This window comes from Microcoleus sp. T2B6, from assembly GCF_036700475.1.
In the GTDB taxonomy this organism is placed as follows: domain Bacteria; phylum Cyanobacteriota; class Cyanobacteriia; order Cyanobacteriales; family Microcoleaceae; genus Microcoleus.
Map to the genome: position 1 here is coordinate 22,277 of NZ_JAUBOZ010000059.1, position 25,465 is coordinate 47,741.

The following is a 25,465-nucleotide window of genomic DNA, read 5'->3' on the forward strand; positions in this document are numbered from 1 at the left end:
GTAAGCATCAATAAACAATAGTAGTATCATATAGTCAGGAAAGTCAAACAATAAAATGTTGCGATCTTTGAAAAATACAGGTACTAAATGCAACTAGCAGAGAGGCATATCATTAAATCTACGGAATACCGTTTCGCCCAGATTGATGAATTAGCTTTTAAATCCAAGAATCTCTACAATGCTGCTAACTACGTCATTCGTCAGAGTTTTGTTTATGGATGGAGTTACATCAATTACAACGAAATGAACCGTTTGATGAAGTCTCATCAAGCATACAAGGCAATGCCCGCAAAAGTCAGTCAGCAAATCTTAATGATACTAGATAAGAATTGGAAATCCTTTTTTGAAGCGGTTAAAGCTTACAAAGTTGATTCCTCTAAATTCACTGGTAGCCCAAAAATGCCCAAGTACAAGGATAAGGTCAAAGGGCGAAACATTCTCGTATACACAATACAAGCAATTAGTAGCAAACTGTTGAAGAAAGGGATTATTAAGCTTTCGGCTACTAATCTATCAATCAAAACCAAAGTAAATCCCGATCGAATTTGTCAAGTTAGGTTGGTTCCCAAATGTGATTCTTATGTGATTGAGGTAATTTATGACAAGTCGGAGTCCACCATCAGCGATGATAAATTCGTAGCTAGTATTGATTTAGGACTGAATAACTTAGTGGCGTTAACTTCAAATCAGCCGGGTTTTATCCCGCTACTGATTAACGGGCGACTCTTGAAATCAATCAATCAGTTCTACAACAAACGTAAAGCACAGTTACAATCTCAATTAAAAGGAAGTCGCAAGAGTTCATCCCGCATTCAACGGTTAACTCGCTGTCGCCACCCAAAAATTGATAATTACTTGCATCATACCAGTCGCCTGATTGTTGACCTTTTAATCGCCAAAGAAATTGGGACGTTGGTAATTGGCAAGAATGTACAATGGAAAACTGAGATTGATTTGGGAAAGCAAACTAATCAAAACTTTGTCAGTATTCCCCACGCTCGACTAATTGAGATGTTGGAATACAAAGCTCGATTAGTTGGAATCAAGGTACTAGAGCAAGAAGAATCTTATACATCTCGGTCTAATTTTCTCGATTTATATCCAATCCCTGTCTATGGAAAGACAGATAAGGATATTGTATTTAGTGGCAGGCGGATCAAAAGAGGTTTGTACAAGACATCAGTCGGTCAATTAATTAACTCCGATGTTAACGCTTCTTACAACATTTTGAGAAAAGCAATCCCAAATGCGTTTAGCTTTCTTGATAGGGAGCTGCGTAGTTCAGCCGAGGCGGGTCAATCCGCTTAAAGTGAAAGTGAAGGGGGAGGGACTTAATGCCTCCCATGTCATGTCATAAATGACTATACTTTTACTAGCTATGTTTGCTAATCCTCAGAACACTATGAATCTCGAAATTCCTCAGTCAGTGAAAGTTTGGAGCCAATTCATCCACCCAATTTTAATGTGGGTACTGCTGGCCATCTCATTTTATGCTTTGTATCTGGGCATTCAAATCCGACGTACCAGAAGTGCGGAAGGCGAACTCAAAAAAGAGTTAGTTAAGGGCAAATTCAACGTCAAGCACCACCAGATGGGTTCTTTGCTGTTAGCCTTGATGGTTACGGTGGCGATCGTCGGGATGGCTGTCACCTACATCAACAACGGCAAGCTATTTGTGGGCCCGCACTTGCTAGCAGGGTTGGGAATGATGGCCATAATTGCGATCGCAGCCTCGCTGACTCCTTTGATGCAAAAAGGCAATGATTGGGCGAGAAACACTCACATCTTTCTGAATATTGTGCTCTTGGGGCTGTTTGGCTGGCAAGCGGTATCAGGGGTGGAAATCCTGCAAAGAATTATCAGCAAAATGTGATAATTTGGGTAAGATAGCTAATTGCTAATTGCTAATTGCTTTGGGGCGATTAGTAATTAGCAATTGAATTGTCATAGATTTGCAATAAGCATTTGGAGTTTTTTTGTCATTGGCGCGCTCGCCAGATGAGACAAAAGCTAGCCACCCTAAAGTTCGGGAAGTTGGGAAGGCGCTTAGTAACCGTTATATTTTGGCAGAGGTACGCGCTCGCGAAACCTTCGTAATTCACAAGAAACTGTTTTTATAATCATATTGGTACCTCTAAACAGTACAATAGCCACAGGCACGCACAAACATAGCAAGGTAAAGCCCAGAGCAGTTATTCGCTCGGAAGCAGCTTAAACAACGATATGACAACGTATGGATTACTTGAACTAGCTCACGAAAAGCTCCACTGGCCTTGTCCAGAGCAGGTTATGGAGCCAAATGGTGCTGGGCCAAGTATCTATGCACAGCTTGCTAGGGAAAAACTGGAAAGGAATATACATAAGCTTTCAGATGGTGCGGGTGCAAGATTAGGAGTCTTAGCACCAAATCCCAATGGAGACGAAACTGAAGCACCTATAGCTCTTGTCTGTGAGTTCCAAAGGTCTGTTTCGGAGGCTACACTTAGGGAAACTTACAAACTGGCTTGGAGTTTCTCTCGCTCTCCATCATTAATTACGATGGAACCTGAACTTTTAAGAGTTTGGACTTGTTACGAAGAACCACCAGCAGCATCTGAAATCCTCGATCCAGTTTTTGAGGTTTCGAGAAGTGAACTTGAATCATTAAACCAACCTTCTCTATCACAACAAGCGGCTAAAGCTTTAGATATTCATTGGGCTGGTTTAGTATCTGGTCAGTTTTTTAAAGAACATCACAAGAGGTTTAAAAGAAGCCATTCTGCCGACCAGATGCTGCTCAGTAACTTAAAAAGTATCCGTAAGCAGCTTAGAGAGCAAGACCTAGATTACAACACCATACATGATTTATTAGCAAGGATTATTTTCATTCAATTTCTTTTCGATAGGAAAGATTCTCAGGGCAACCCTGCTTTGAATGAAGAACTACTTAACCATCTTTATCGCAATGAAAAATTATCAGCCAAATATCATAACTTACCTGAAATACTAAGTAACCATAAAGACACTTATAAGTTTTTTCGTTGGCTCAACGGTAAATTTAATGGTGATTTATTTCCCGGTCAAGGTTCTACAGAAGCAGAACAAGAAAGAGAATGGCAAGCGGAAGAAAAGAAGGTTAATAAAAAACACTTAAAAATACTTGCAGAGTTTGTCAGTGGTGATCTAGAGATGGAAAGTGGTCAGAGATGTCTTTGGCCACAATATTCTTTTGACGTAATTCCACTCGATTTCATTAGCAGTATTTATGAAGAATTTGTTAGAGAAAATAATACGGATAAAGGTGTTCATTATACCCCAGGTTACATAGTTGACTTTATTCTTGATGGTGTTCTTCCTTGGGATAGTGAAGTTTGGGATGTAAAAATTATTGACCCTGCTTGTGGCTCTGGTATTTTTCTAGTTAAAGCATTTCAACGGTTGATTTATCGATGGAAAAAAGCTCACCCTGGTGAAGAAATACAATCAAACATTTTGCAGTCTCTACTGGAGCATAATTTGTTTGGTGTTGATGTCAATCCTCAAGCAGTTAGGGTTGCCTCTTTTAGTCTTTACCTGACTATGTGTGACGAGATCGATCCTCGGCATTATTGGCAAGAGGTACGCTTTCCAAGACTGAGAGATAGGCAATTAGTATGTGCAGACTTCTTTAGAGAAGATATAAAAGGGTTCCGCACTCAATTAGATGCAGCTAAGTATGATTTGGTGATAGGAAATGCGCCTTGGGGAAGAAACACTCTAACTCAATTTGCCCAGTCTTGGGCAGGAGATAAGTGGAAAATTACCTACGGCAATATCGGCCCACTATTCCTTCCTAAAGCCGCTGCTTTGACTAAGATAGGTGGAAGCATTTCAATGATGCAGCCTGCTGGTGTATTAATTTTTAATCAAATTGGTACGGCTAAAGAATTTCGCCAGAAGCTTTTATCAGAATTTAAAGTTGAAGAGATAGTTAATTTATCTGCCCTACGCTTCGGTTTGTTTCAAGATGCTATTGCGCCAACGTGCATTATTACGATATGCGCTACTCAGCCCGATGGTGAACCTTTGGCATACATTTGTCCTAAACCAGTTGGCACAAATGAAGATGAATATCGTATAGTCATAGAACCAGAGGATATCAATCTAATTTATGTACAGGAAGCGATCGCAGATTCTTTAGTTTGGACGGCGTTAATGTGGGGCGGAAGACGTGATCTAGCTTTAGTTCGGAGGTTAAGTCGGGAAAAAAATATCGAGAAACTTGAAAATGAAGGTATTGTTGTCAAACGTCAAGGAATTATTAGAGGTGATAGAAAGAAATCACAGAAGCGTATTATTGGTAGACGAATCTTACAATCTGCTCGATTCCCTAATAATACATTTCTATTTCTTAATATCAAAAATCTTCCTATTAATAATGACCCGCAAACTGACTCAAGAGCTTCAAAAGATTTTAGTGCGTTTGAAATGCCACAATTGATTGTGAAGCAAGGCTGGCAGAAAAGTAGCGGACGATTTCAGGCTGCTATCACTCAAGGAGAAAATAATGAGGCTGGTATTATTTGCTCGAAAAGTTACATAAGCATACATATCCCTCTGGAATATTTTTCAGTTCTGGAGTTGGCTTGTCTAACTTATAACAGTAAGTTAGCTGTTTATTATCTACTTCTTTCGAGTGGTCGGTTTGCTACTTATCGACCGGAACCTAACGTAGAAGATTTACTGCGAGTTCCAATCCCAGAAAATTTTAAAGTCTTATTAAATAATGTAAAAAATTTTGATGATGTAGATCGGCGTATTTGTGAAGCATTTTCTCTTAAAGATAGTGAGTCAATATTGATTGAAGATCTATTTAATTACACGCTTCCAGATTTTAAAGGAGATAGTGATTCCCCTGGACGTAAAACAACTCACAGTAATTTAAAACAAAATTTGCCAGAGGAAAATGAGTTAACTTTACAAAATTATTGTAGATATTTTTTACGCGTTTTAAAAGCTGGATTCGGTGATAAAAAAAATGTTTGCGCCACTATTTTTCAAGAGCAAAACTTAACTCACCTTCCGGTTCGCTTAGTTGCAATTCATCTCAATCGACCCGACTGCAAAGACGTACAAATAGAGATGATAGACTCCCCTGATTTATTGAATCTAATGGACAAGTTAAATAAGGCTTTATTGGAGAGAGGAGATACAGAAGGTGGTGGAATTTTTTATCAGCGTGTTGCCAAAGTCTATGCTTCTGTTAAATTAAATGAAATTAATATTCCTACTGTTTATCTTGTCAAGCCTGATAAAATCCGCTATTGGACTAGATCAATGGCTTTACGAGATGCTGATGAAGTTGCAGCCGATATTATGACCTCGCAAACACAATTTGATCGGGAATTGAAGTTTATATAAGGAGTGACACAGTGGTTAGGAGAGGTAGGACAATCCCAGAAAAGCGATGGCCAGATACACCTGACTTTGTTCAAGTAGCTAAGGATTGGCGCCCTGATGCAATAACAGTTCTTGTAAAACTGGTCTGGGAAGGATACGATCTACTTACAGCCGATGTTTTATCACATATTAACTGCGATCAAGGTGAGGAAAAATTAGAGCAAATAGAAAGAAGTATAACTCAATCTCTTGAGCGCAGGATTCATAATGTTATGACAGGAGACGAGCCATTTGGGGTTCAACATGAAGTATATGAATGGGAGACTGGGTATTCAGCGCAAGCGCAACCACCACAGTATGATATTGCATTTTTCCTAAGAGCTAATGACAGAATTATTTGGCCTTTAGAAGCTAAAGTTTTGAGTTCACATGGGGCAGTGGCACCCTATATTAATGATGTCAAAGATCAATTTCTTACCTGCCGATATGCGCCTTTTTCTAGTGAGGGAGGTATGCTTGGTTATCTTTTATCGGGTGAGGCAGATATAGCTTTTAGTAAAATTGAGAAAGGAGTGCCATGTATTCTAAGCCATCACCAAGAATTTGTAGATCGTAACCACAAGACTTCAGACCATAAACGTACAGTTCCACCGGAGAAGCATTATCCAGCTAACTTTCGTTGTCACCATTTAATATTAAACATTATAGGAGTAGTGGCAAGTGCTTCATCTTAAGCTAGTACCTGTTTTTTCTAATTTTAATACTTGCTCATAATGTAACCAACCCTTAATTGCTCAATTTGGCAGCCTAGGTACGGTGAATCTGATCCAACCATACCGGAATTACGGGCTGACCTTTCTTTAGGGAAGCGATCGCCCTTGCCATATCAAACTCTACCAGATCGATCGCCATGAATGAATTCCACCACAGCATAAACCATCCCGGCGAAACCGGATTCGTAAACTCTGGTTCCTTCTCCGTCAATGGACAAAACTCTGTCATCACTGACAAACAACTTGTTACTGTAGAAATTAAAAAAGGCGGCACCCAGATTTGAACTGGGGGTGGAGGTTTTGCAGACCTCTGCCTTACCACTTGGCTATGCCGCCGTCACGTCTGAAATTTGACGTTTTCTTATATTACACCAAATCTCGAAAATTTTAACATACCTGTCAAAAATTTCGTGAAGCGCAGCTATCCCCAACGCGCCTGGGTTCCCCAAGGGTAGGGAATCGCCCTTTCCATATCCCCAAAACCCTTGTGGGAAGGTACTCTAGAACTATAGCAACGACCCGCAACACCAGCCATGACACCAGTTTCTCCCCTACTCGTCGCCCAAATCACCGACACTCACTTGTTTGCAGAGATCGATCGAGAATGGAAAGGCCTCTCAACAACCCGCACCCTCCAAGCAGTTCTCGATCGCTTGCAACAGATACAGCCGCCGCCCGACTTACTCCTACTCACAGGCGACTTGTCCCAAGACGAAACACCCGAATCTTACCAGCGCCTCGTCTCCCTCATCGCCCCCCTCGGAATACCCGCCTACTGGATACCTGGGAACCACGACAACATCCCAGTCATGGCAGAAATCTTAAATCAGCCGCCCCTTTCCCCAGAAAAATCATGGATGCTAGGAAACTGGCAATTTCTATTACTTTCGAGTGTGGAAGCGGGATGCGACGGCGGGCGGCTTTCCCCAGAAAGCTTGCATTGGCTAGACTCTCAACTGCAACAAACGGGCGATCGACCTGTTATCATTGCCTTGCACCATCATCCTTTGCCGATCTACTGTGAAATAATGGATGGAATGATGCTGCACAATGCCGATGAATTTTTAGCAATTGTCGATCGATATCCTCAAATCAAAATTGTCCTCTGCGGCCACATTCACCAAGAATTTCACCAACAGCGGGGCCCTGTTTCCTACTTGGGAACGCCCAGTACCTGTCTCCAACTTTTACCCAAAAGCCATCCGATTATAGTTGACGAAATCCCGCCGGGATTTAGATTGCTGGAATTGGCGATCGACGGTACTTGGAAAACCAGACTTGAGCGAGTTGCCGAAGCATAGCCACCCTTTTAATTATTTTCTATAGCCTGAAAATAATTATTATCAAATTTACATTTTTTTGTCAATCCATCAACAGATAGATTGTGGTGAGCAACCCCATCTATTATGATATTTATTAACGATAGATTGCAGACCTACGTAAACTAGCAAGCTACGAACAAAAATCTATCTGGCAACATTACAAAACAGGAAAAACTAAATATATGTCTGAACTAAATGGCGTCATGATGCAGTATTTCCACTGGTACACACCCGCTGACGGCAGCCTGTGGAATCAGCTAGCGAAATCAGCAAAAGATTTAGCCAAAATAGGCGTTACATCCCTGTGGTTGCCGCCAGCATATAAAGGAACCGGCGGCGGTATGGATGTGGGTTACGGCGTCTACGACTTATTCGATTTAGGCGAGTTCGACCAGAAAGGGTCAGTACGCACGAAATACGGGACAAAAGATGAGTATTTGGCCGCGATAAAAGCTGCCCAAGATGCAGGAATTCGGATTTATGCCGATGTAGTCTTCAACCACAAATTAGGTGCAGATGCAGAAGAAGAAGCCGAAGCCACACCCTTCAATCCCGACAACCGGAATGACACCGTAGGCGAATATCAAAACATCAAAGCTTGGACGCATTTTACATTCCCCGGCCGCGACAAAAAATATTCCAGCATGGAGTGGCATTGGTGGCATTTTGACGCCATTGATTACAACGTTTACAACACAGAAACCCATGCCGTTTACCTGCTTAAAGGTAAAGAATTCGATCGAGGAGTAGACCTAGAAAAAGGCAATTATGACTACCTGATGGGTTGCGATTTAGATATGGACAACCCAGAAGTCACCGGGGAATTAAAATACTGGGGTGAGTGGTATGTCGATACAACAAACGTTGACGGCTTTCGCTTCGATGCCGTCAAACACGTAGCAGCAGAATTTTTCCAAGAATGGTTGGAACACGTCCGCCACTATGCCCAACGCGACCTATTTGCCGTCGGCGAATATTGGTCTTATGAAGTGGAAGCTTTGCACTACTTCCTAGAAGCAACGGACGGTAAAGTAGCCTTATTTGATGCACCCCTCCACTACAACTTCCACGCTGCTAGCAAAGCCGGTAATAGCTATGATTTGCGAACAATTTTTGATAACACTCTCGTCCAACAGCAACCCGCCCTCGCCGTTACCTTGGTAGACAACCATGATTCCCAGCCCTTACAATCCCTAGAATCAGTTGTCGAAGCTTGGTTTAAACCTCTTGCCTACGCTTTAATCCTGCTACGGCGCGAAGGATATCCGTGCATTTTTTACCCGGATTATTACGGCGCTAACTATAAGGATACAGCAAATGATGGCAATGAATACGAGATTTGGTTAGACAAACATAAGTTTATGGTAGATAAATTCTTGTTCGCGCGCCAAACTTATTCCTACGGCAATCAGTACGATTACTTCGACCACGCCAATACCCTTGGCTGGACGCGACTCGGAGATGAAGAACATCCGGGCGGCATGGCTGTGGTACTCAGTAACGGAGGCGATGGCACTAAGTTTATGGAAGTCGGACAGCCGAACCGAACTTATATTGACATCACCGAACACATCCAAGAACCCATCACAACTAATGAGGATGGTTGGGCTGATTTTAGGTGTAACGCCGGTTCAGTTTCTGTCTGGGTTCCGCAGCCGTAAGGACTGTGTTAACAGCAAAAAGTAAAAAGCAAGATATCTTTTTACTTTTTGGTTTCATATTTTTAATAGCTAAAATCTATCTATAGTTAGGACTAAAGCTCTCTCTTTAGTCCTATTTTTAGGCGAGGCGATCGTGTATAATGTTATTTTACATAAAAAATTATGAAACTTTCACAAAAAGTAGCCGTTATTACTGGCGGAGGGTCGGGAATTGGTCGTGCAGCAGCAATTTTAATGGCAAAGGAAGGCGCAAAAGTTGCTATTATCAATCGCACTTTAGAAACCGCGCAAGAAACCGTCCGCCAGTTGGTCGATGAAGGAGGCTGCGGGCTAGCTGTTGCAGCAGATGTGGCCGATTCTCTGCAAATGCAACAGGCATTTCAAACCATTTTTGATGAATATCAAAGAATTGATATTGTGTTCGCAAATGCGGGTATCAACGGTGTATGGTCGCCGATAGAAGAGATGGAACCCGAAGAGTGGGATAGGACAATTAACACCAACCTCAGAGGAACATTTTTGACGGTAAAATATGGAGTTCCTTATTTAAAAAAACAAGGAGGTTCCATCGTGATTACATCGTCGATTAATGGCACCAGAAGTTTCAAGAAAGTGGGCGCTACAGCTTACGCCTCCAGCAAAGCTGCCCAAGTAGCTTTAGCGAAAATGCTGGCGCTAGAACTTGCTCCCAGCAAAATCAGAGTCAATGTTATATGTCCGGGCGCGGTGCTGACTGCCATTGAGGAAAGCACCACGAAGCGACATATCGATCGCATTCCAGTCGCGCCTGAGTCGATTCAAGATATGATTCCTTTGACTGATAATACCGCCGGTTCTAGTGAAGAAGTCGCCCAATTAGTTTTATTTCTGGTATCAGATGCGTCCAGCTTTATCACAGGTACTGAAGTGTGGATTGATGGGGGCGGTTCTTTGATTTAAAATCTCAATAGTTTATTTTTATCACTCGGCGGTTGAAACCGCTTCTTGTCAAACGAAGTCCGCCTGCGCGGACTAAGAAATAAGAATTTCTAATGACTAACTCTCCATTGTTTAACAGCAGTTTGCAATTTCTGTGGCAGCCACTTATCGTACTGAGGATAAACAGGCAAACGCTGCACAAGTTGCCATCCCCCTGCTGCTAAAATTTCTGTTAAAGTTTGGTGGTGCAGGTGAGGATAATCGGGATTAACTTCATCCCGCGGCCCAATTCCTCCTAAATCTCTAGCACCTGCTTCTAAACAAGCCAGCAATATCTCTGGCTGTGCAACTAAATTGGGGGGAATTTGCAGCCTGATTTCATCAGGTAAGATGCTGCGGGCGATCGCAATTACTTCCGGCATTTTTGTAGCATCAAAAATTTCACCGTCCCAACTTTGCTGATTTCCCGGACTGTGTGGCTGGAGGATAACTTCTTGAATGTGATTGTATCGCGAATGAATGCGGGCGATCGCCTCTAATGTCTCAATCCAATCTGCCTCACTTTCCCCAATTCCCAGCAGCAAACCAGTTGTAAACGGAATCTTTAATTCCCCAGCCCATTCTAACTGTTGCAGCCGCAGCGCCGGCACTTTACTCGGTGCGTGCCTGTGAACAGTTTGTAACAAACGTGGGGTAAGCTGTTCTAGCATCAGCCCCATCGATACATTTACCTCTTTTAACAGTGCCATCTCCTCAAAGCTGAGCGGCCCCACATTAGTATGCGGCAAAAATCCCAGAGCAAGTGCCAGTTCGCACAAATCGTAAATCCGCTGCAACCAAGCTTTTCGCCGTTTACTTTGAGGATGTACCTCGCCGCTGAGGATGAGAATTTCAATTACACCTTGAGTTTGCAGCAGCAAAAGCTGTTTTTCGGCTTCTGCGAATGTCAGCCAAGGACTTTGCAGCGGTTCTGCCCGAAAATTGCAATAGGTGCAGCGGTTAAAACACTCGTAAGTGGGAACCAGAGTATAAGCAGGGCTGTAGGTGACGGTGCGAGACATTCCTTGGGACTTTTATCGATCGGACTTACGCAGCAACATCTATGTGTGCAGTGCGAGTTTTGCGGTTGGCGATCGCAACCCTTCATCTATCTTAACACTGACACAACTCCCGAATCTCGTTGCCCCGGTAGATTATGAGTATTCTTCATTGGTGGGCGATCGTCCACAAATTCCGCATTCTGCTTTTAAACTCCTTATACAGCAAGCCTTGTGGCTTTTAACAAGCATATTTTATGACACCTATAAGAAAAACTGTGCTTAAAAGGCCTTTACAAACTGAAATAAAAGCTTTATGTTTATTTACATGGCGGAACACAAAGCCGTCACGAACATTGAAAACCAAATAAAGCAATCATAAACAAATGACAACAACCTTACAGCAGCGCGAAAGCGCCAACGTCTGGGAACGCTTTTGTGAGTGGGTAACATCAACCGACAACCGCATTTATGTAGGTTGGTTCGGAGTCTTGATGATTCCTACCTTGCTCAGCGCCACCATCTGCTACATTATCGCCTTCATCGCTGCCCCTCCAGTGGACATCGACGGCATCCGCGAACCAGTAGCAGGTTCCTTGATGTACGGTAACAACATCATCACAGGTGCTGTTGTTCCTTCATCTAACGCGATCGGCTTACACTTCTACCCAATCTGGGAAGCAGCTTCCCTCGATGAGTGGTTGTACAACGGCGGCCCTTACCAATTGGTAATTTTCCACTTCCTCATTGGCGTTTTCTGCTACATGGGTCGTGAATGGGAATTGTCTTACCGCTTAGGTATGCGTCCTTGGATCTGCGTCGCTTACTCTGCACCTGTTGCAGCAGCCACCGCAGTATTCTTGATCTACCCAATTGGTCAAGGTTCGTTCTCTGACGGCATGCCTTTGGGTATCTCCGGTACATTCAACTTCATGATCGTGTTCCAAGCAGAGCACAACATCCTGATGCACCCGTTCCACATGTTGGGAGTTGCTGGTGTCTTCGGTGGTAGCTTGTTCTCCGCCATGCACGGTTCCTTGGTAACATCTTCCTTGGTTCGTGAAACAACCGAAACCGAATCGCAAAACTACGGTTACAAATTCGGTCAAGAAGAAGAAACCTACAACATCGTTGCAGCCCACGGCTACTTCGGTCGTTTGATTTTCCAATACGCTTCTTTCAACAACAGCCGTTCTTTGCACTTCTTGTTAGGTGCATGGCCAGTTGTCGGTATCTGGTTTACCGCTTTGGGTATCTCCACGATGGCTTTCAACTTGAACGGTTTCAACTTCAACCAATCGATTATCGACTCTCAAGGTCGTGTCATCAATACTTGGGCTGATGTCATTAACCGCGCTAACTTGGGTATGGAAGTAATGCACGAGCGCAACGCTCACAACTTCCCGCTTGATTTGGCTGCTAGCGAAGTCACACCAGTAGCTTTGGTTGCTCCTTCTATCAATGGCTAAGTTTTAGTCTGAGATTGACAAATAGCGCTCCTAGAAATAGGGGCGCTTTTTGTTTGAGGAAAATATTTTTTTAGGCTTTATTCACATATCTAGTTCAGTAAAATAAGCGTTATAACTCACATCTTGCACCATTGTCAGCAACAGGCAAGATGCCTGTTCCACAAGAAAATTCATCTCTTGTGGAACAGGCATCTTGCCTGTTCATAAAAGGATTATTGAGAATGGTGCAACATATGAGTTAGAACTGACATCTTGCACTATTATTAATAAGTGTTTCACGGGCGGGCAGGATGCCGACCTCACAAGAAGAGATGTACTGTTTGTGGAACAGGCAAGATGCCTGTTATTGAGAATTGTGCAAGATGTCAGTTATAAACTTTGTAGTCAATAATTCATTCCCAGCGAGTTTGATGAGGATTGAAGTCCTCAATATAAATCAATTTTATTCTGGTTTTTCTAGCGGAAATCATCTGATTACCGACTAATAACTAATAACTAATAACTAATGTGTAATGACGATCGAGTTTGATGATTCCGATGCAGCCGGAAACAAGATTAGCGGTAAGGATTCAATGCACAAATGGCTTTCGGTGCTGGGGATTGGCGAAGATGGACTTTCAGGGCTGGGCCCGATCGCCTCTACCCTCCTCTCTCGATCTCAAATCGTTGTTGGTGGCGCGCGTCACCTCGCAATGCTACCAACCGATGACACCCGCGAAAAATTGGTTTGGGCATCGCCTTTGCAGACAACAGTTGACGAGATTCTCCGTCGGCGGGGACAATCTGTGTGCGTGCTCGCAAGCGGCGATCCGATGTGTCACGGCATCGGCGTCACGCTGTCGCGCCAGATTCCCATTTCGGAAATGACTGTGATTCCGGCAGCATCGGCTTTTAGTCTTGCTTGCGCCCGTTTGGGTTGGCCGATCGCCCAAGTTGAGACTTTCAGTTTGACAAATCGCCCGATCGCATCGATCGCCCTTGCTTTGTATCCGGGGGCGCGCTTGCTAGTGTTGAGCGCTGACAGACACACGCCGGGAAAGGTTGCCGAATTGTTGACGCAGCGGGGGTTTGGTAGCAGTTTGATGACCGTGTTTGAGCGGATGGGGTCGGGATCGGAACGGCGGATCGAGGGGGTAGCAGCAGCCTGGAAGGCAGCGGATTTGGCGGATTTGAACACGATCGCGATCGCAGTTGCAGCCGATCGACCAACTGTGATTTTCCCTCGTACCTCCGGTTTGCCGGATGCTGCTTATCGCCACGACGGACAACTTACCAAGCGGGAGGTTCGAGCCGTTACTCTGTCAACGTTAGCACCGATTCCCGGAGAGTTGCTTTGGGATGTGGGCGCGGGCTGCGGTTCGATCGCGATCGAATGGATGCGGAGTCATCCTCGGTGCAGGGCGATCGCGATCGAACGCCATCCGACTCGATTGCAATACATCGCCGAAAATGCCTCGACTTTTGGCGTTCCCGAACTCCAAATTGTCGCGGGAGAAGCGCCAGAAGCCCTGACAAATTTGCCTCAACCGAATGCTATTTTCATCGGCGGCGGTGTCACCGCAGAAGCTGTGCTGGAAACTTGCTGGAATGCTTTAGGTGAAGGCGGCCGATTAGTTGTTAATGCGGTGACAGTTGAGAGCGAGTTTAAAGTTTTGCAATGGCACGATCGTTATGGTGGGGAACTCATTAGAATTGGTATTCAGCGAGTAGGGGCGATCGGTTCTTTTCAGGGTTGGAAACCGCTTGCACCGGTGACTCAGTGGGCGGTAGTTAAGAGGTAAAAGGACTTACCCAAGGCGCGATCGAAGAAACCGGGTTTTTGACCAAATCTGCGGGCGGTCACGCGTCTTCTCAGCAAAAAACCCGGTTTCTGGGCCCCCATGCGTAAGTCAAAAGGTAAAAGGCGATCCATCTATTTCCATCTTTGATATCTAAGTGAATGAAGCAGTTATAAACACGGCGATAACGTAATAGCTTCTTCAGATCTAGCAATATAGAATACCCGATAGGCGTCTTCTGTCCACTATGCTAAGATGAAAGCTGGTTTACATTTTCTGATGAGGTCGTTATGACCAGTTCGCTGTCTCCTACAAGAATTTCTCGTTATGTCACCCGCAATCCTGAAGTTTTGCAGGGGGAACCGATTATTGCAGACACTCAAGTTACTGTACGGGATATTGTGGTGTTTTGGAAATCGGGAACAAAGCCTGAAGAAATCCCACAGAAGTTACTTCAACTCGTGACGGCGGCTCAAGTGTTTGATGCCATTAGCTTTTATCTGGATAATCAGCCAGAAATTGACGATCGGATTGCTTGGTATGAGGCGCGTCCGATGTTGAATGTTTCACCTCTTTTGAGATGTAATCCGTTGCTGAATGAAGTCACGAAATATGTTGAAGCATATCGCCACGATCGAAATGCCGATATCGATTTTCCTGAGTCTGAGACCCTATGACTCAATATATTCTCGATACCGACCATATCACACTGCTGCAACACTCTAATCCACTCATATTGCAACGTTTTGAAGCTCTCCATACCAGGGATGTTGCTATTACTGTCATCAATGTTGAGGAATTGATTCAGGGCTGGTTCAATGCAATTCGTCAAGCTTCGCAACCCGGACAGAAGCAACGCTTAACTTGGGCTTATGTAGGTTTGAGATCGGCTGTTAAATTTCTCAACGATATTCTCGTTCTGGATTTTACCGAGTCAGCTTACGAGCAATATTTGGCGCTGCGCCGTCAGGGAATACGAATTGGGACACAAGACTTGCGGATTGCGTCCATTGCTTTGGTTAATAACTCAATTTTAGTGACGCGAAATCGACAAGATTTTGCACAAGTGCCAGGACTGGTTTTGGAGGATTGGACATAACAATTGCCAAGCCCCGCTTATGTGGCATTTCCAACTTCTGCCAGATGCCAGAAAGTCATCCCATTTTCAGTATGACTGAGCAAAATCCCCAAATCTTCCAGGCTTTCTAGACAGTCGAGAATGACTTTTTGTTTGCGATTAGCCCCTTTGAAGTGGGCGGTGACTTGGGCGGCTGTCCATTCGCCGCTTTGGGTGCGGAATAAGTCGCGGATGGCCCAAAGTTGCTCTTTGAGGGTTTTGGGGAAGGGTTGTTGTTCCGTGGGGGCGATCGAGGTTTCGGTTTCCGTGGTGATGCCTGCAAGGGATGGTTGCACGTAGGTTTCGCCTGGGGCTTGGTAGTCGGGGCGCAACCAGCGAATGAGTCCGTTGCGTTCTTCTTCGGCGCGTTGGGCGTTGAGGGTGACGAGGTTCTCGATAATTTGGTTGTCGGTGAGGGTGGGTTCCCAACCATAGGCGGCAAAGACGGCGGTATCCAGTTCGTCGTGGATTTGTTTGAGGGTGGAGACTAGGGCTTTTTGGTTGAAGGCTTTGTCTTTGTCGTCGAGGGGTTCGCCTTGGCGGAGTTTTTCGAGGAGGTTGTACATCCCGGTGATGGTGACTTCGGGGTGAGTGGCTTGGATTCGTTTGCGGTGGCTGTCGAGGCGTTGTCCGAGTTCGCGGATGGTTTGTTTTTGGGTGTCGGTGGGGTCGGGGAAGGGGAATGGGTCGAAGCAACGAGTTTTGTTGTAACGAGGTCTATCTTCTAATGTTCCGCCTGCTGCCAGCGACCAAGTAACATGAACTCGACTAGAAAGAACTCCTAAGAAATAAGCATCATCAAGGGCGATCGCAATCAACATATTATCAGGTATTACTTCACGGGGAAGAAAGACGAATACTCTATGCTTCGCAGTCTCTACTGTAGCAATATAACGCTGTAGTCCCTTTAGTGCTGGTCGAAGTTCAGTTCTGGGACGACCAAATATCCACCAGTTTTCTCGGAGGCTCTTATCACGGTTAGTATCTCGTTCAGGTTTAACTTTATCCAACACCCATTGGAATGCTTTTGGATATAGTTCTTGAGCTTTATCAGCTTTTAAGCCAAATAAATCAATGACGCGCACATTGCGAGAATTTTGCATACAGTCTCGTCCATTAATGTATGGGAAAAGAACCTCAGACTCAATCTCTCCAAAGTCAGATTGCTCGACAATAAACCCGGAACTAAATAGCATAACACCGCGACTGGATATCCTATCATTAGCCAGAAGTTGTTGAGATTGAGTTAAATCAGAACCCGCTAGAAGGTTACTAAAAATTAGCCCTACATTCTGCAACTGCACTTGAACTTGCTCTGCTGAGTCTTCCGGTGTCTCTCCCTCACACTCAGCAACTACTGTACCAAATTCGGCAATCCTTACAGGGTTTTTGAGGTCATCTAATTCACCTGCTGTAATTGCAATTCTGACTGCTGCCCCTCCATCAATCCAAGGGTGATCGGGAATAGCAAAAATTAATCTGGTTGGAATCTTTTGCGTAAAATGAAAATCCAGAACTTTCCGCTGCCGAACTTGGCGAATACTGTTTGTGGTAATAAACCCAAAGCGTTTAATTTTGCTCGCTCTAGTTAGTTCCGCTGCCTTGTGCCACCAGTACATGACGAAATCCACAGTATCCGGTACATCCTTATAGACTTTCCTCAACTTTTCTGCATATCCATCTCCCAACATTTCCCGCATTCTCGCATTGCCAATAAACGGCGGATTCGACACAATATAATCCGCCTTCTGCCACTGGGTCGCCCTCGGATTCAAATACCGATAAATCGTCACTTGGTTTGTCGGATCGGGAATATCCTCCCCCGTCACCGGACTTTTCATCATCCGCCCGCCCCAGCGAGTTCGCACCTTCCCTGCCGCATCCACATCTGGTTCTATTCCGTCATAGGCCAACACCGCATCCCGGCATTCAATATTGTTGTACTCCCGCAACACCGGTTCGATCGGCGGAATATCGCCAAACCGCCGAAAATGCCACTGCAAATAGCCAATCCAAATCACCAAATCTGCGATCGCCGCCGCCCTAGGATTGATCTCAATTCCCAAAAACTGACTCGGATTGACTTGAGCAATATCTAACCGCAACTGCGCCGATCCGGTGACATCTTCCAAGCGCCGCAACACCTCCGATTCCAACCCCTTCAACAAATCCAACGTCACATAAAGGAAATTACCCGATCCGCACGCCGGATCGAGAATCTTCACCTGTTGTAACTCCGTCAGAAATGCCTCTAAAACTGAGCTCGCCTTTTTCCTTTGATTTGCAGTCGGTTCCGATTCCCCCGCGTTGAGCAACTGTTTAACCTCGGCTTGTACCGCAATCCAGCGATCGCCCAAAGGTTCCATCACCACAGGCTTTACCAACCTTTCCACATAGGATCGCGGCGTATAATGAGCCCCCAACTTACTACGTTCCCTCGAATCCAGCGCCCTTTCCAACAACGTCCCAAAAATCGCCGGTTCCACATTGCACCAATCCCGCTTCGCCGCCTGCAACAAAACTTCCAACTGCGCCTTTGTCAACGCAAACGCCTGCGACTCGGCAAACAATCCCCCATTAAACCGCAACAGTTTGCCATGAAAGCCAAAACTCGTCCCCTCATTCATCGCCTCCCACAGCGCCTCTACTTCCGGCTTAAAAGTCTTCGGATTGAGAATCCAGCGCGTTTCCAGCGCCTGCGTAAACAAATGTTCCTTCAGTAACCCCACATCCTCAGCAAACATCGTGAAAATACAGCGCATCAAAAACTGGGCGACTTGCTGCGGATCGACATTCGCCTCCATCCGCTTCGCCAACTCTGCCAAATCCGCCGCTACTTCCCGCGTCACCCGCGCCGCAATTTTCTCTGGGTTGCGCTGCTGCGGATTGCTAAAAATATCGACAAACAAATCGAAAACATCGGCTTTCAGCAACTCGATTAGCCCGATTTCTCGTCGCGCCCCATAGCCGCCATAATCGCCGCTAAAACCCATCCACAATTCAAAATGATCGCCAATATCGCAAGTTAACAAAAACGGCGGTTTGCTGCTGAGACTGCGGGTATAGGCGATCGCCTGCACAAACGCTTTTTCCATCTCTCGCAAATAGGTATTTGTCCCCCGCTTTGCCGTTCCCTTTTTGCTCGTTGTTCCGCCCTGTTTTGCCTCTATCAAAAAATGCTCGGCTTTGTAAAAGTCAATAAACCCCGGAGTTACTTTGCCGCTGGGGTGAAAAATTTTGACATCTTTGTCAAAGCAGTAGGGATCGTTGGGAATTCTGCCTTTATCAAAAGGGCGATCGACTCCCAGCGCATCGCACATTTCCGCAAAAAACAACTGGTAGTTTGCCCGTTCGTTACCGCTAGAACCTGCCCAGCGCGTGATGAATGTTTCGACACGCGTGCGATCGGCTTCATTCATGTTTCAACCCTGTTGCTTGCTTTTTCCTGATTCTATAATTAGATCGGTTTGAATTTTCGATTTATCTTGCGATTTTGGTTGGAAACTCTTGGAACCGATTACCCAGTGGGCGGCAGTTAAGAGGTAAAATAATCCCCAATCTTCTATTTAGAAACACTTTGGCGAGATTTGAGTTCATAGTAGATGGCCCACCAGTATCACAACAAGCTCGTAGGCGAGCTCTTCTTAAAGCTTGGAAAGTGACAGTGAGGCAAGAGGCTGAAAAATACTGGTCTTCGGAGCAGAAAACAGCTACTGGCCTAGTGATGCTTCAGATAACTTATTTCTACGATTCTGTTAAAATCGATGTAGACAACATAGTAAAGCCAATTCAAGATGCAATTATCGGGCTAGCCTATGTCGATGACGATCAAGTAACTGATGTTCTAGTCCGCAAGAGGAATTTATCAACTAACTTTAAAGTAGAAAATATGACCTCGATTCTAGCGGAAGGATTTGCCCGTGGTAATGAATTCTTGCACATTGTCGTAATTGATGCTCCTGACAAAGAGGTACTGACATGATCGCAACCCCAACTGCAAACATAGAAAGAGAGCAACTGCTGAAACTAGCAGAGGAGTATCGTGAGAAAGGTTATGAAATTTCATTTCATCCAAACTCTGAAGATTTACCGGACTTCCTTAAAAGCTATCGCCCGGATCTGATAGTGCGCCGGGGCGAAGAATCGGTGGTTATTGCAGTCAAGTCACGCGCTTCACTCAAGTCACCCTCTACTACATATCTACGTAATTTAGCCCAAGCAGTAGCAGAAAATCCCGGCTGGAGGTTTGAGTTAGTGATGACTAACTCGGAGGATGCAGTCGATATTTCCCAAGCTGAGGATTCTTTTCAAGAGCATGAAATAGAGTTGGGTTTGCAAGTCGCCAAGCAACTTGTAACACAACATCTAGAGTCAGCAATGCTATATTCTTGGTCTTTAGTTGAGGCAACTTTGAGGATTGTTGCCCATAAAGAAGAGCTAAGTTTGCAAAGATTAGAACCGCTGTATTTAGTGAAACAACTGACGGTTGAGGGCGTGATTTCTAAATCCGAATATCAGTTATTAATGAATGCGCTTTCTTTGCGGAACGCTATTGCTCATGGGTTTAAAACTACACAACTTACGCAAAATTCTGTGTGCGAACTGATTGAGGTAACAGAGAAAATATTGAAAGATAATACGGCGGTTGTCTAAAGCAAAAAGGTTGGGTTTCCTTTCGTTAACCCAACCTATTAATAATGTAATGAAATCAAAGTTCAGAGTTTAGCCTTAATTCACCACAGTCGGTTTTAAACTTTCCTGTGACTTCGATCGATCTAAACCATTTTGAACTTCCACAGATTCCTTAATCGGTTTCCGGGCTTCAATTAAACTCAGAGCTTTGTTGACACTTTCAGGTAAAATCACTACCAAACTGCCGGCTGGCGCCTCATCTAAAGCCTTGTTAACGGCCGTTGTTTCGTCGAGAATCAACTCGTATTCAACTTGAGATTTCTTTGCGGTTCCTGCAGAAATCGCCTCGGCAATTCCCTGGCAAATTAACTTTGCCACGGCACCGGGTTCTCGGCCGCGCCTGTCAATATCTTCTTTGACAAGAATACGATCGAACATCTCGGCCGAAAGTTTGCCCAGCGTGACAAAATCTTCATCTCGTCGGTCTCCGGGCGCGCCGACAACCCCGATCCGCAGTCCCGGCCAATTCAGCACGAAACTGCCCAAAGCTTTGTAGCTGTGGGGGTTGTGCGCGTAGTCGAGTAAAGCGTGGTAGCTGCCCAAATTAAACAAGTTCATCCTTCCGGGAGTTTGACCGACGGATGCTTGGAAGCTTGACAAAGCAGCGCGAATATCTTCTATTTTCAATCCTTGGGCAAAAGCAGCCAAACAAGCTGCTAAAGCATTAGCAATCATAAACGGCGCGCGTCCGCCCATCGTCAGCGGCACGTTCACAGCCTGCTCAATTCTCAGCGTCCAATCACCTTTCAATATCGACAAATACCCATTTTCGTAAATCGCTGCCAGCCCGCCCGCAGCGGTATGTTTGGCAACCAGTTCGTTGTCCGGGTTCATGGAAAAATATGCAATTTGAGCCTTGACACGCTGCGCCATTTGTGATACCAGCGGGTCGTCTGCATTCAAAACAGCATAGCCTTTGGGCATTACCGACTCGACGAGGACGCTTTTGAGTTTGGCCAGTTGTTCCACGGTGTCGATGTCGCCAATTCCCAAGTGATCGGCGGCGACGTTCAAGACGACGCCGACATCGCACTGATCGAAGCCGAGGCCCGATCGCAAAATTCCGCCTCTAGCCGTTTCCAACACTGCCACTTCCACCGTCGGGTCAGACAAAATCAATTGAGCACTCTGCGGCCCGGTATTGTCTCCGGTTTCTACCAAATAATCGCCGATGTAAGTGCCGTCGGTAGTCGTGTAGCCGGTAATCTGACCGGTCTGCTTGACAATGTGGGCTAGCAGGCGAGTGGTTGTCGTTTTGCCGTTGGTTCCCGTTACCGCTAAAATCGGCACCCGGCTGGGTTGAGGCGAGGGGAAAAGCATATCGAAGACGGCGCCGGCGACGTTGCGGGGTAAACCTTGACTGGGGGCGACGTGCATTCTGAAACCCGGTGCTGCGTTGACTTCGACGATGACGCCGTTGACATCGCGCAGGGGTTGGGAAATGTCGGGAGTTACTACGTCAATGCCGGCGATGTCCAAACCGATAATTTTGGCGACTCTGGAAAACAGCCAGACGTTTTCTGGGTGGATTTCGTCGGTGCGATCGACTGCAATTCCACCGGTACTCAAGTTTGCTGTCGCCCGCAAAAATACTCTTTCGCCGGCGGGCACTACCGAGTCCATCGCGTATCCTTGTTTTTCCAGCAAATCCAGCGACAATTTGTCGATCGTGATCCGGGTGAGTACGTTGTCGTGTCCGTCTCCTCGCTGCGGGTCGCGGTTTACTTCTTCAATAAGCTGTTCTACTGTAGACTTGCCGTTGCCCACGACGTTAGCAGGGACTCGTTCTGCGACTGCTATGACTTGCCCGTTGACTACCAATACTCTGTGGTCACGGCCGACGTAATAGCGCTCGACTATCACGCTTTTTGTTTTTGATGCGGCGCTGGCTAAGTCGTAGGCTTCTTCTGCTGCTTCCCAGGAATTGATGTCGATCGTAATGCCGCGGCCGTGGTTGCCGTCTAGGGGTTTGAGGACGATCGGATAACCGCCGACATCTTCGATCGCCCCGCGCAGTTCGTCCAAATAATGAATCACCGTTCCTCTTGGCACCGGTACACCGGCGCTGGCGAGGATATTTTTGGTACCTTCCTTGTCACAGGCAAGTTCTACTCCCAAAACTCCCGTCCGGTTGCTCAGAGTGGCCTGAATCCGCTTTTGGTGAACCCCGTAGCCGAGTTGAATCATAAACCGGGCGTTCAAAGGTATCCAAGGAATGCCGCGCGCTTCTGCTTCCTTGATCAGTGTTTCCGTGCTCGGCCCCAAAGCCGCCGACGCACCAAACTCTCTCAGGTCTCTCAAATCTTGGACTAATTCTGCTGCTGGATAAGTGCCTGTCTCGGCAATACTTTGGCACATCCGCACGCCCGCCCGGGCTGCATAGCGACCTGCTTGTTCGTTTTGATACTCGATTACTACTTGGTAAATGCCTGGGGTCGCAGTCTCGCGGGTGCGACCGAACCCGACCGGCATTCCTGCCATTTCCTGAAGTTCTAGGGCGACGTGTTCGATTACGTGTCCCATCATTGTGCCTTCTCTGACCCGTTGCAGGAATCCTCCCTGATGGCCTGGGGAACAGTGATGGTCGTTCAAACTCGGAAGTGCGGCGATCAACCCTTCGTAGAATCCAGGAATTTCCGCTGTGGTTTTATCTGCCCACTCCTCTAAATCCAGACGCATCAGGACGAGTTTCTGGCGTCGGATGCTCCAGTAGTTGGGGCCGCGTAAGGTCTGGATTTTAAGTATTTTCATGGCAGTTTGAGGGGTATGGGGCGCGAAATCTTATAGATAATTGGAGCATTTATTCAATTTCGATCTAGATTGCTCGATAAACTGTTCGCTGCGAACAGTTTGGGAGTGAATTTCCAGTTATGGGCTACCCAATTGAAAATTTCTGCTCCTGCGATCGGCTAAAAACAAGTACAGGTACATGGCTAGCAAAAACTCAAAGCCCGAAGCTAGAATTTTCTGTGGTTCGGCCTGCTGGGGTCAGACCGTGGCTGCTTCGGAATCTATTCTATTGTGGTATCCATGATTCGGCCGGAATGCCGCCTAATTTCTGCCGAATCAATGACAAGAGATGTTCTACGTTAGTTGGCTGTGCGGCATTCGGGGGGCCAGCCAGACTCGGAACACGCTCCCGATGGCATTGGTTTGCCTAGGGGCATATTGTAGCAATCTCCGTGACACAGGACGTGCAAGCGCATATTGAACAGACTTAAGGGTTCTGTCGCTCCTACCATAGACTCATTGGTATAAAAATTTTCCCTAGAATCAACAATAGTCACAGTGCCTTTACCGAGAATTTTCATAGTATCGTCTCCCTCAAACAAGGCACAGGTGTCTTCGTCAATACCAATAGCGAGGCGATCGGGATGGCAAGCCACAGCCGACAGCAAGCGAGCCATGCGGTTGCGGTTGTGAAAATGCTGATCTACGATGATCTCAGGAATAATGTTAAGTCCGTTTGCCATGTCTACTAAAGAGCGGTTCGGTGACGCGCCACTTCCACCGCCTGCAATCATGTGATATCCCATCACCGCAGCACCCGCGCTGGTGCCAGCGAGGGTAATCTTGCCTTCGAGAGTTTCTTTGCGAATTTTCTCCATCAGCGGGGTGTCCGCCAGCAGTCCACAAAGCCGCAGTTGGTCGCCGCCTGTGATGAATACGCCCGTACAGTCTTCTAAGTAATCTTTCCAGACGGGGTTTTCGGCTTGTTCGCGTTCGCGGATGTCCACTACTTTGACTGCGCTAACGCCCATTTCGTCAAATATTGTGCGGTAGCGGTTGCTAATTCCTTCGGGATCTCGCGAAGCGCAGGGAACGATCGCCAGCCGAGCGTTTGCACCCCCAGCACGGCAAAAAAAGGTGTTCAAAATCTCTCGCCCGTGAACTTTGTCTTCGGCTCCCCCGATGACCATAATCGAGGTTTTTGTGCGCTGGGGAATATTGTGTTCAAGGGCTTGAGATGTCAACTGCTGCATGGTGTGTCTTCCTCTGTTGGATGTGAAATTCAATTTTGCCGTGGCTGTGCGTAGAATAGGGCTTTTTAAGAATAAATATTTGTTGGTGCGAGTGAGGTGCGATCGCCGATCGCGCGATCCCGCAGTTGTTTGGGGGCGAGTTTACTTGCAGTCGCTGTCATGAAAAACAGATTATTTTTGTACAAAACCGGCCCGCCGACAAAGGAAGAAAATTTAACTTGCAAAAATTCTCAGAAATTATAAGAAATTATAAAGAATAAAGCAATTACTGAAAACTGAACTCCCTCTAAAGGTCAAACTAGAGGTGATGTCTCAATGAAATTCCAATAATTGTGCGATTTGACGTTGTTACCCTATTTCCAGAATTTTTCCGGGCTCCCCTAGAGTCGGGACTGATGGGCAAAGCCTTAGCTAAAAAGATTGCTGAGGTGAATTTTGTCAATCCCCGCGATTTTACCACAGACAAACACCAGCGAGTCGATGATGAGCCTTACGGGGGCGGAGTGGGGATGCTGATGAAACCGGAACCGATTTTTGCTGCGGTGGAGTCGCTGCCGGTTTTGCCGAGGCGGGAGGTGATTTTGCTGACTCCCCAGGGGGAACCGATGCAGCAGGCGATGTTTCGGGAGTTGGCGGCCGATCGCGATCAGTTGGTGTTGATTTGCGGTCATTATGAAGGTGTGGACGATCGAGTGCTGCATTTGGTAACTCGCGAGGTGTCTTTGGGGGATTTTGTGCTCACGGGGGGCGAAATTCCGGCTTTGGCTTTGATTAATGGGGTTTTGCGATTGCTGCGGGGAACTGTGGCGAAGGAAGATTCCCTAAAGTTTGAGAGTTTTGAGGACGGACTTTTGGATTATCCGCAGTACACTCGACCGGCGGATTTTCGGGGATTGAAGGTGCCCGATGTGTTGCTGTCGGGTAATCACGCAGAAATTGCTCGCTGGCGCAGGGAACAGCAAATTGAAAGAACGCGCCAAAGGCGATCGGATTTGTACGATCGGTGGTTGCAGGAGAGGGAAGAATAGGAGAAAGGGCGATCGCACGAGTGGTCAATCGATTTTTGATTTTTGATTTTCGATTGACTTGCGCGAGATAAATGCGGGGGCTTGAGGATTTTTGATTTTCGATTTGGCATTGATTCCACGGATAAATCACGTGGCGGGTACCACCTTTGAAATTCGTGGTCAGAAACCGGGTTTTTTGCGGTAATACTTCGTGGTAGTCCACAGATTCGGTAAAAAACCCGGTTTCTTTGGTCTTGATGCGTAAATCCCGTATATAGCAATCCTAAATCATTTGCATAATTATTGTAGGGGCAATCCGACCCCTACTCCCCGTGGTTGCCCGATAGATA

Annotated in this window: 21 protein-coding genes, 1 tRNA gene and 1 pseudogene; 16 read left to right on the plus strand and 7 right to left on the minus strand. The window is 46.0% G+C overall.

Annotated features, from left to right (window positions below; genetic code table 11):
• The first annotated feature begins 87 nt into the window (after positions 1-87).
• The 4 genes and pseudogenes from QUA00_RS23040 (at position 88) to QUA00_RS23055 (ending at position 6,092) form a co-directional block, all read left to right on the plus strand.
• Positions 88-1,357 (plus strand): annotated as a pseudogene (locus tag QUA00_RS23040) (RNA-guided endonuclease InsQ/TnpB family protein).
• 45 nt (positions 1,358-1,402) lie between these two features.
• The gene (locus QUA00_RS23045) at positions 1,403-1,873 is read left to right on the plus strand and encodes a DUF4079 domain-containing protein (RefSeq protein WP_333411244.1); all 471 of its coding nucleotides are present in this window, start codon (positions 1,403-1,405) and stop codon (positions 1,871-1,873) included.
• A 350-nt stretch (positions 1,874-2,223) separates the two neighbouring features.
• Positions 2,224-5,379 (plus strand): Eco57I restriction-modification methylase domain-containing protein, encoded by a 3,156-nt coding sequence (locus tag QUA00_RS23050; RefSeq protein WP_333411235.1) that lies wholly within the window; start codon positions 2,224-2,226, stop codon positions 5,377-5,379.
• A gap of 11 nt (positions 5,380-5,390) precedes the next feature.
• Complete coding sequence (locus QUA00_RS23055; protein ID WP_333411236.1) at positions 5,391-6,092, plus strand: hypothetical protein; 702 nt, start codon at positions 5,391-5,393, stop codon at positions 6,090-6,092.
• A 73-nt stretch (positions 6,093-6,165) separates the two neighbouring features.
• Here the strand turns inward: QUA00_RS23055 and QUA00_RS23060 are convergent, their stop codons facing one another.
• Together QUA00_RS23060 and QUA00_RS23065 are read right to left on the minus strand one after the other, a co-directional pair.
• Entirely contained in the window at positions 6,166-6,360 is a 195-nt protein-coding gene (locus QUA00_RS23060; protein ID WP_333411237.1) for a hypothetical protein, read from the minus strand.
• A gap of 36 nt (positions 6,361-6,396) precedes the next feature.
• Positions 6,397-6,467, minus strand: a tRNA-Cys gene (locus QUA00_RS23065).
• Between the two features lie 197 nt (positions 6,468-6,664).
• On the opposite strand from QUA00_RS23065, the gene cpdA reads away from it, so the two are divergent.
• From cpdA to QUA00_RS23080, 3 genes are all read left to right on the plus strand, one after another.
• Positions 6,665-7,432, plus strand: coding sequence for a 3',5'-cyclic-AMP phosphodiesterase (gene cpdA, locus QUA00_RS23070; protein ID WP_333411238.1), 768 nt, complete (start codon positions 6,665-6,667; stop codon positions 7,430-7,432).
• 203 nt (positions 7,433-7,635) lie between these two features.
• Positions 7,636-9,114 (plus strand): alpha-amylase, encoded by a 1,479-nt coding sequence (locus tag QUA00_RS23075; RefSeq protein WP_333143149.1) that lies wholly within the window; start codon positions 7,636-7,638, stop codon positions 9,112-9,114.
• 162 nt (positions 9,115-9,276) lie between these two features.
• Positions 9,277-10,053 (plus strand): SDR family NAD(P)-dependent oxidoreductase, encoded by a 777-nt coding sequence (locus tag QUA00_RS23080; RefSeq protein WP_333143150.1) that lies wholly within the window; start codon positions 9,277-9,279, stop codon positions 10,051-10,053.
• Between the two features lie 89 nt (positions 10,054-10,142).
• Here QUA00_RS23080 and cofG read toward each other — a convergent pair whose 3' ends face one another.
• A complete protein-coding gene (gene cofG / locus QUA00_RS23085; protein ID WP_333411239.1) occupies positions 10,143-11,093 on the minus strand; it encodes a 7,8-didemethyl-8-hydroxy-5-deazariboflavin synthase subunit CofG in 951 nt (316 codons plus the stop codon).
• Between cofG and QUA00_RS23090 the strand changes: the two genes are divergently transcribed.
• The 6 genes from QUA00_RS23090 (at position 11,077) to QUA00_RS23115 (ending at position 15,415) form a co-directional block, all read left to right on the plus strand.
• The gene (locus QUA00_RS23090; protein WP_333411240.1) at positions 11,077-11,355 is read left to right on the plus strand and encodes a hypothetical protein; all 279 of its coding nucleotides are present in this window, start codon (positions 11,077-11,079) and stop codon (positions 11,353-11,355) included. The two genes, cofG and QUA00_RS23090, sit on opposite strands and share 17 nt — an antisense overlap.
• Positions 11,356-11,455: 100 nt before the next feature.
• A complete protein-coding gene (gene psbA / locus QUA00_RS23095) occupies positions 11,456-12,538 on the plus strand; it encodes a photosystem II q(b) protein (protein WP_333070606.1) in 1,083 nt (360 codons plus the stop codon).
• Positions 12,539-12,731: 193 nt separating this feature from the next.
• Complete coding sequence (locus QUA00_RS23100; protein ID WP_333411241.1) at positions 12,732-12,929, plus strand: hypothetical protein; 198 nt, start codon at positions 12,732-12,734, stop codon at positions 12,927-12,929.
• A gap of 121 nt (positions 12,930-13,050) precedes the next feature.
• Positions 13,051-14,319: a precorrin-6y C5,15-methyltransferase (decarboxylating) subunit CbiE gene (gene cbiE, locus QUA00_RS23105; RefSeq protein WP_333411242.1), complete on the plus strand. Its 1,269-nt coding sequence runs from the start codon at positions 13,051-13,053 to the stop codon at positions 14,317-14,319.
• Positions 14,320-14,606: 287 nt separating this feature from the next.
• The gene (locus QUA00_RS23110) at positions 14,607-14,993 is read left to right on the plus strand and encodes a DUF433 domain-containing protein (protein ID WP_333287829.1); all 387 of its coding nucleotides are present in this window, start codon (positions 14,607-14,609) and stop codon (positions 14,991-14,993) included.
• Complete coding sequence (locus QUA00_RS23115) at positions 14,990-15,415, plus strand: type II toxin-antitoxin system VapC family toxin (RefSeq protein WP_333225758.1); 426 nt, start codon at positions 14,990-14,992, stop codon at positions 15,413-15,415. The genes QUA00_RS23110 and QUA00_RS23115 overlap by 4 nt, the downstream gene beginning before the upstream one ends.
• 17 nt (positions 15,416-15,432) lie before the next feature.
• On the opposite strand, the gene QUA00_RS23120 is transcribed toward QUA00_RS23115, so the two are convergent.
• Positions 15,433-18,852, minus strand: a complete 3,420-nt coding sequence (locus QUA00_RS23120) for a DNA methyltransferase (protein WP_333411243.1) — start codon at positions 18,850-18,852, stop codon at positions 15,433-15,435.
• A gap of 158 nt (positions 18,853-19,010) precedes the next feature.
• Between QUA00_RS23120 and QUA00_RS23125 the strand changes: the two genes are divergently transcribed.
• Positions 19,011-19,415: a RusA family crossover junction endodeoxyribonuclease gene (locus tag QUA00_RS23125; RefSeq protein ID WP_333147225.1), complete on the plus strand. Its 405-nt coding sequence runs from the start codon at positions 19,011-19,013 to the stop codon at positions 19,413-19,415.
• Complete coding sequence (locus QUA00_RS23130) at positions 19,412-20,086, plus strand: hypothetical protein (RefSeq protein ID WP_333147209.1); 675 nt, start codon at positions 19,412-19,414, stop codon at positions 20,084-20,086. Before QUA00_RS23125 ends, QUA00_RS23130 begins: the two co-directional genes overlap by 4 nt.
• Before the next feature lie 75 nt (positions 20,087-20,161).
• Here QUA00_RS23130 and cphA read toward each other — a convergent pair whose 3' ends face one another.
• From cphA to QUA00_RS23145, 3 genes are all read right to left on the minus strand, one after another.
• The gene (gene cphA, locus QUA00_RS23135; RefSeq protein WP_333147211.1) at positions 20,162-22,876 is read right to left on the minus strand and encodes a cyanophycin synthetase; all 2,715 of its coding nucleotides are present in this window, start codon (positions 22,874-22,876) and stop codon (positions 20,162-20,164) included.
• Positions 22,877-23,214: 338 nt separating this feature from the next.
• A complete protein-coding gene (locus QUA00_RS23140; RefSeq protein ID WP_333147213.1) occupies positions 23,215-24,108 on the minus strand; it encodes a cyanophycinase in 894 nt (297 codons plus the stop codon).
• Between the two features lie 65 nt (positions 24,109-24,173).
• Entirely contained in the window at positions 24,174-24,332 is a 159-nt protein-coding gene (locus tag QUA00_RS23145; protein WP_333307141.1) for a hypothetical protein, read from the minus strand.
• Between the two features lie 108 nt (positions 24,333-24,440).
• Here QUA00_RS23145 and trmD point away from each other — a divergent pair, with 108 nt between their 5' ends.
• The gene (gene trmD / locus QUA00_RS23150) at positions 24,441-25,136 is read left to right on the plus strand and encodes a tRNA (guanosine(37)-N1)-methyltransferase TrmD (protein WP_333287819.1); all 696 of its coding nucleotides are present in this window, start codon (positions 24,441-24,443) and stop codon (positions 25,134-25,136) included.
• The last annotated feature ends 329 nt before the right edge of the window (positions 25,137-25,465 follow it).

Coding starts and splice junctions, on each gene's coding strand:
- QUA00_RS23045 (WP_333411244.1), top strand. CDS start 1,403: ATGAATCTCGAAATTCCTCAGTCAGTGAAAGTTTGGAGCCAATTCATC.
- QUA00_RS23050 (WP_333411235.1), top strand. CDS start 2,224: ATGACAACGTATGGATTACTTGAACTAGCTCACGAAAAGCTCCACTGG.
- QUA00_RS23060 (WP_333411237.1), bottom strand. CDS start 6,360: ATGACAGAGTTTTGTCCATTGACGGAGAAGGAACCAGAGTTTACGAAT.
- cpdA (WP_333411238.1), top strand. CDS start 6,665: ATGACACCAGTTTCTCCCCTACTCGTCGCCCAAATCACCGACACTCAC.
- QUA00_RS23075 (WP_333143149.1), top strand. CDS start 7,636: ATGTCTGAACTAAATGGCGTCATGATGCAGTATTTCCACTGGTACACA.
- QUA00_RS23080 (WP_333143150.1), top strand. CDS start 9,277: ATGAAACTTTCACAAAAAGTAGCCGTTATTACTGGCGGAGGGTCGGGA.
- cofG (WP_333411239.1), bottom strand. CDS start 11,093: ATGTCTCGCACCGTCACCTACAGCCCTGCTTATACTCTGGTTCCCACT.
- psbA (WP_333070606.1), top strand. CDS start 11,456: ATGACAACAACCTTACAGCAGCGCGAAAGCGCCAACGTCTGGGAACGC.
- cbiE (WP_333411242.1), top strand. CDS start 13,051: ATGACGATCGAGTTTGATGATTCCGATGCAGCCGGAAACAAGATTAGC.
- QUA00_RS23110 (WP_333287829.1), top strand. CDS start 14,607: ATGACCAGTTCGCTGTCTCCTACAAGAATTTCTCGTTATGTCACCCGC.
- QUA00_RS23115 (WP_333225758.1), top strand. CDS start 14,990: ATGACTCAATATATTCTCGATACCGACCATATCACACTGCTGCAACAC.
- QUA00_RS23120 (WP_333411243.1), bottom strand. CDS start 18,852: ATGAATGAAGCCGATCGCACGCGTGTCGAAACATTCATCACGCGCTGG.
- QUA00_RS23130 (WP_333147209.1), top strand. CDS start 19,412: ATGATCGCAACCCCAACTGCAAACATAGAAAGAGAGCAACTGCTGAAA.
- cphA (WP_333147211.1), bottom strand. CDS start 22,876: ATGAAAATACTTAAAATCCAGACCTTACGCGGCCCCAACTACTGGAGC.
- QUA00_RS23140 (WP_333147213.1), bottom strand. CDS start 24,108: ATGCAGCAGTTGACATCTCAAGCCCTTGAACACAATATTCCCCAGCGC.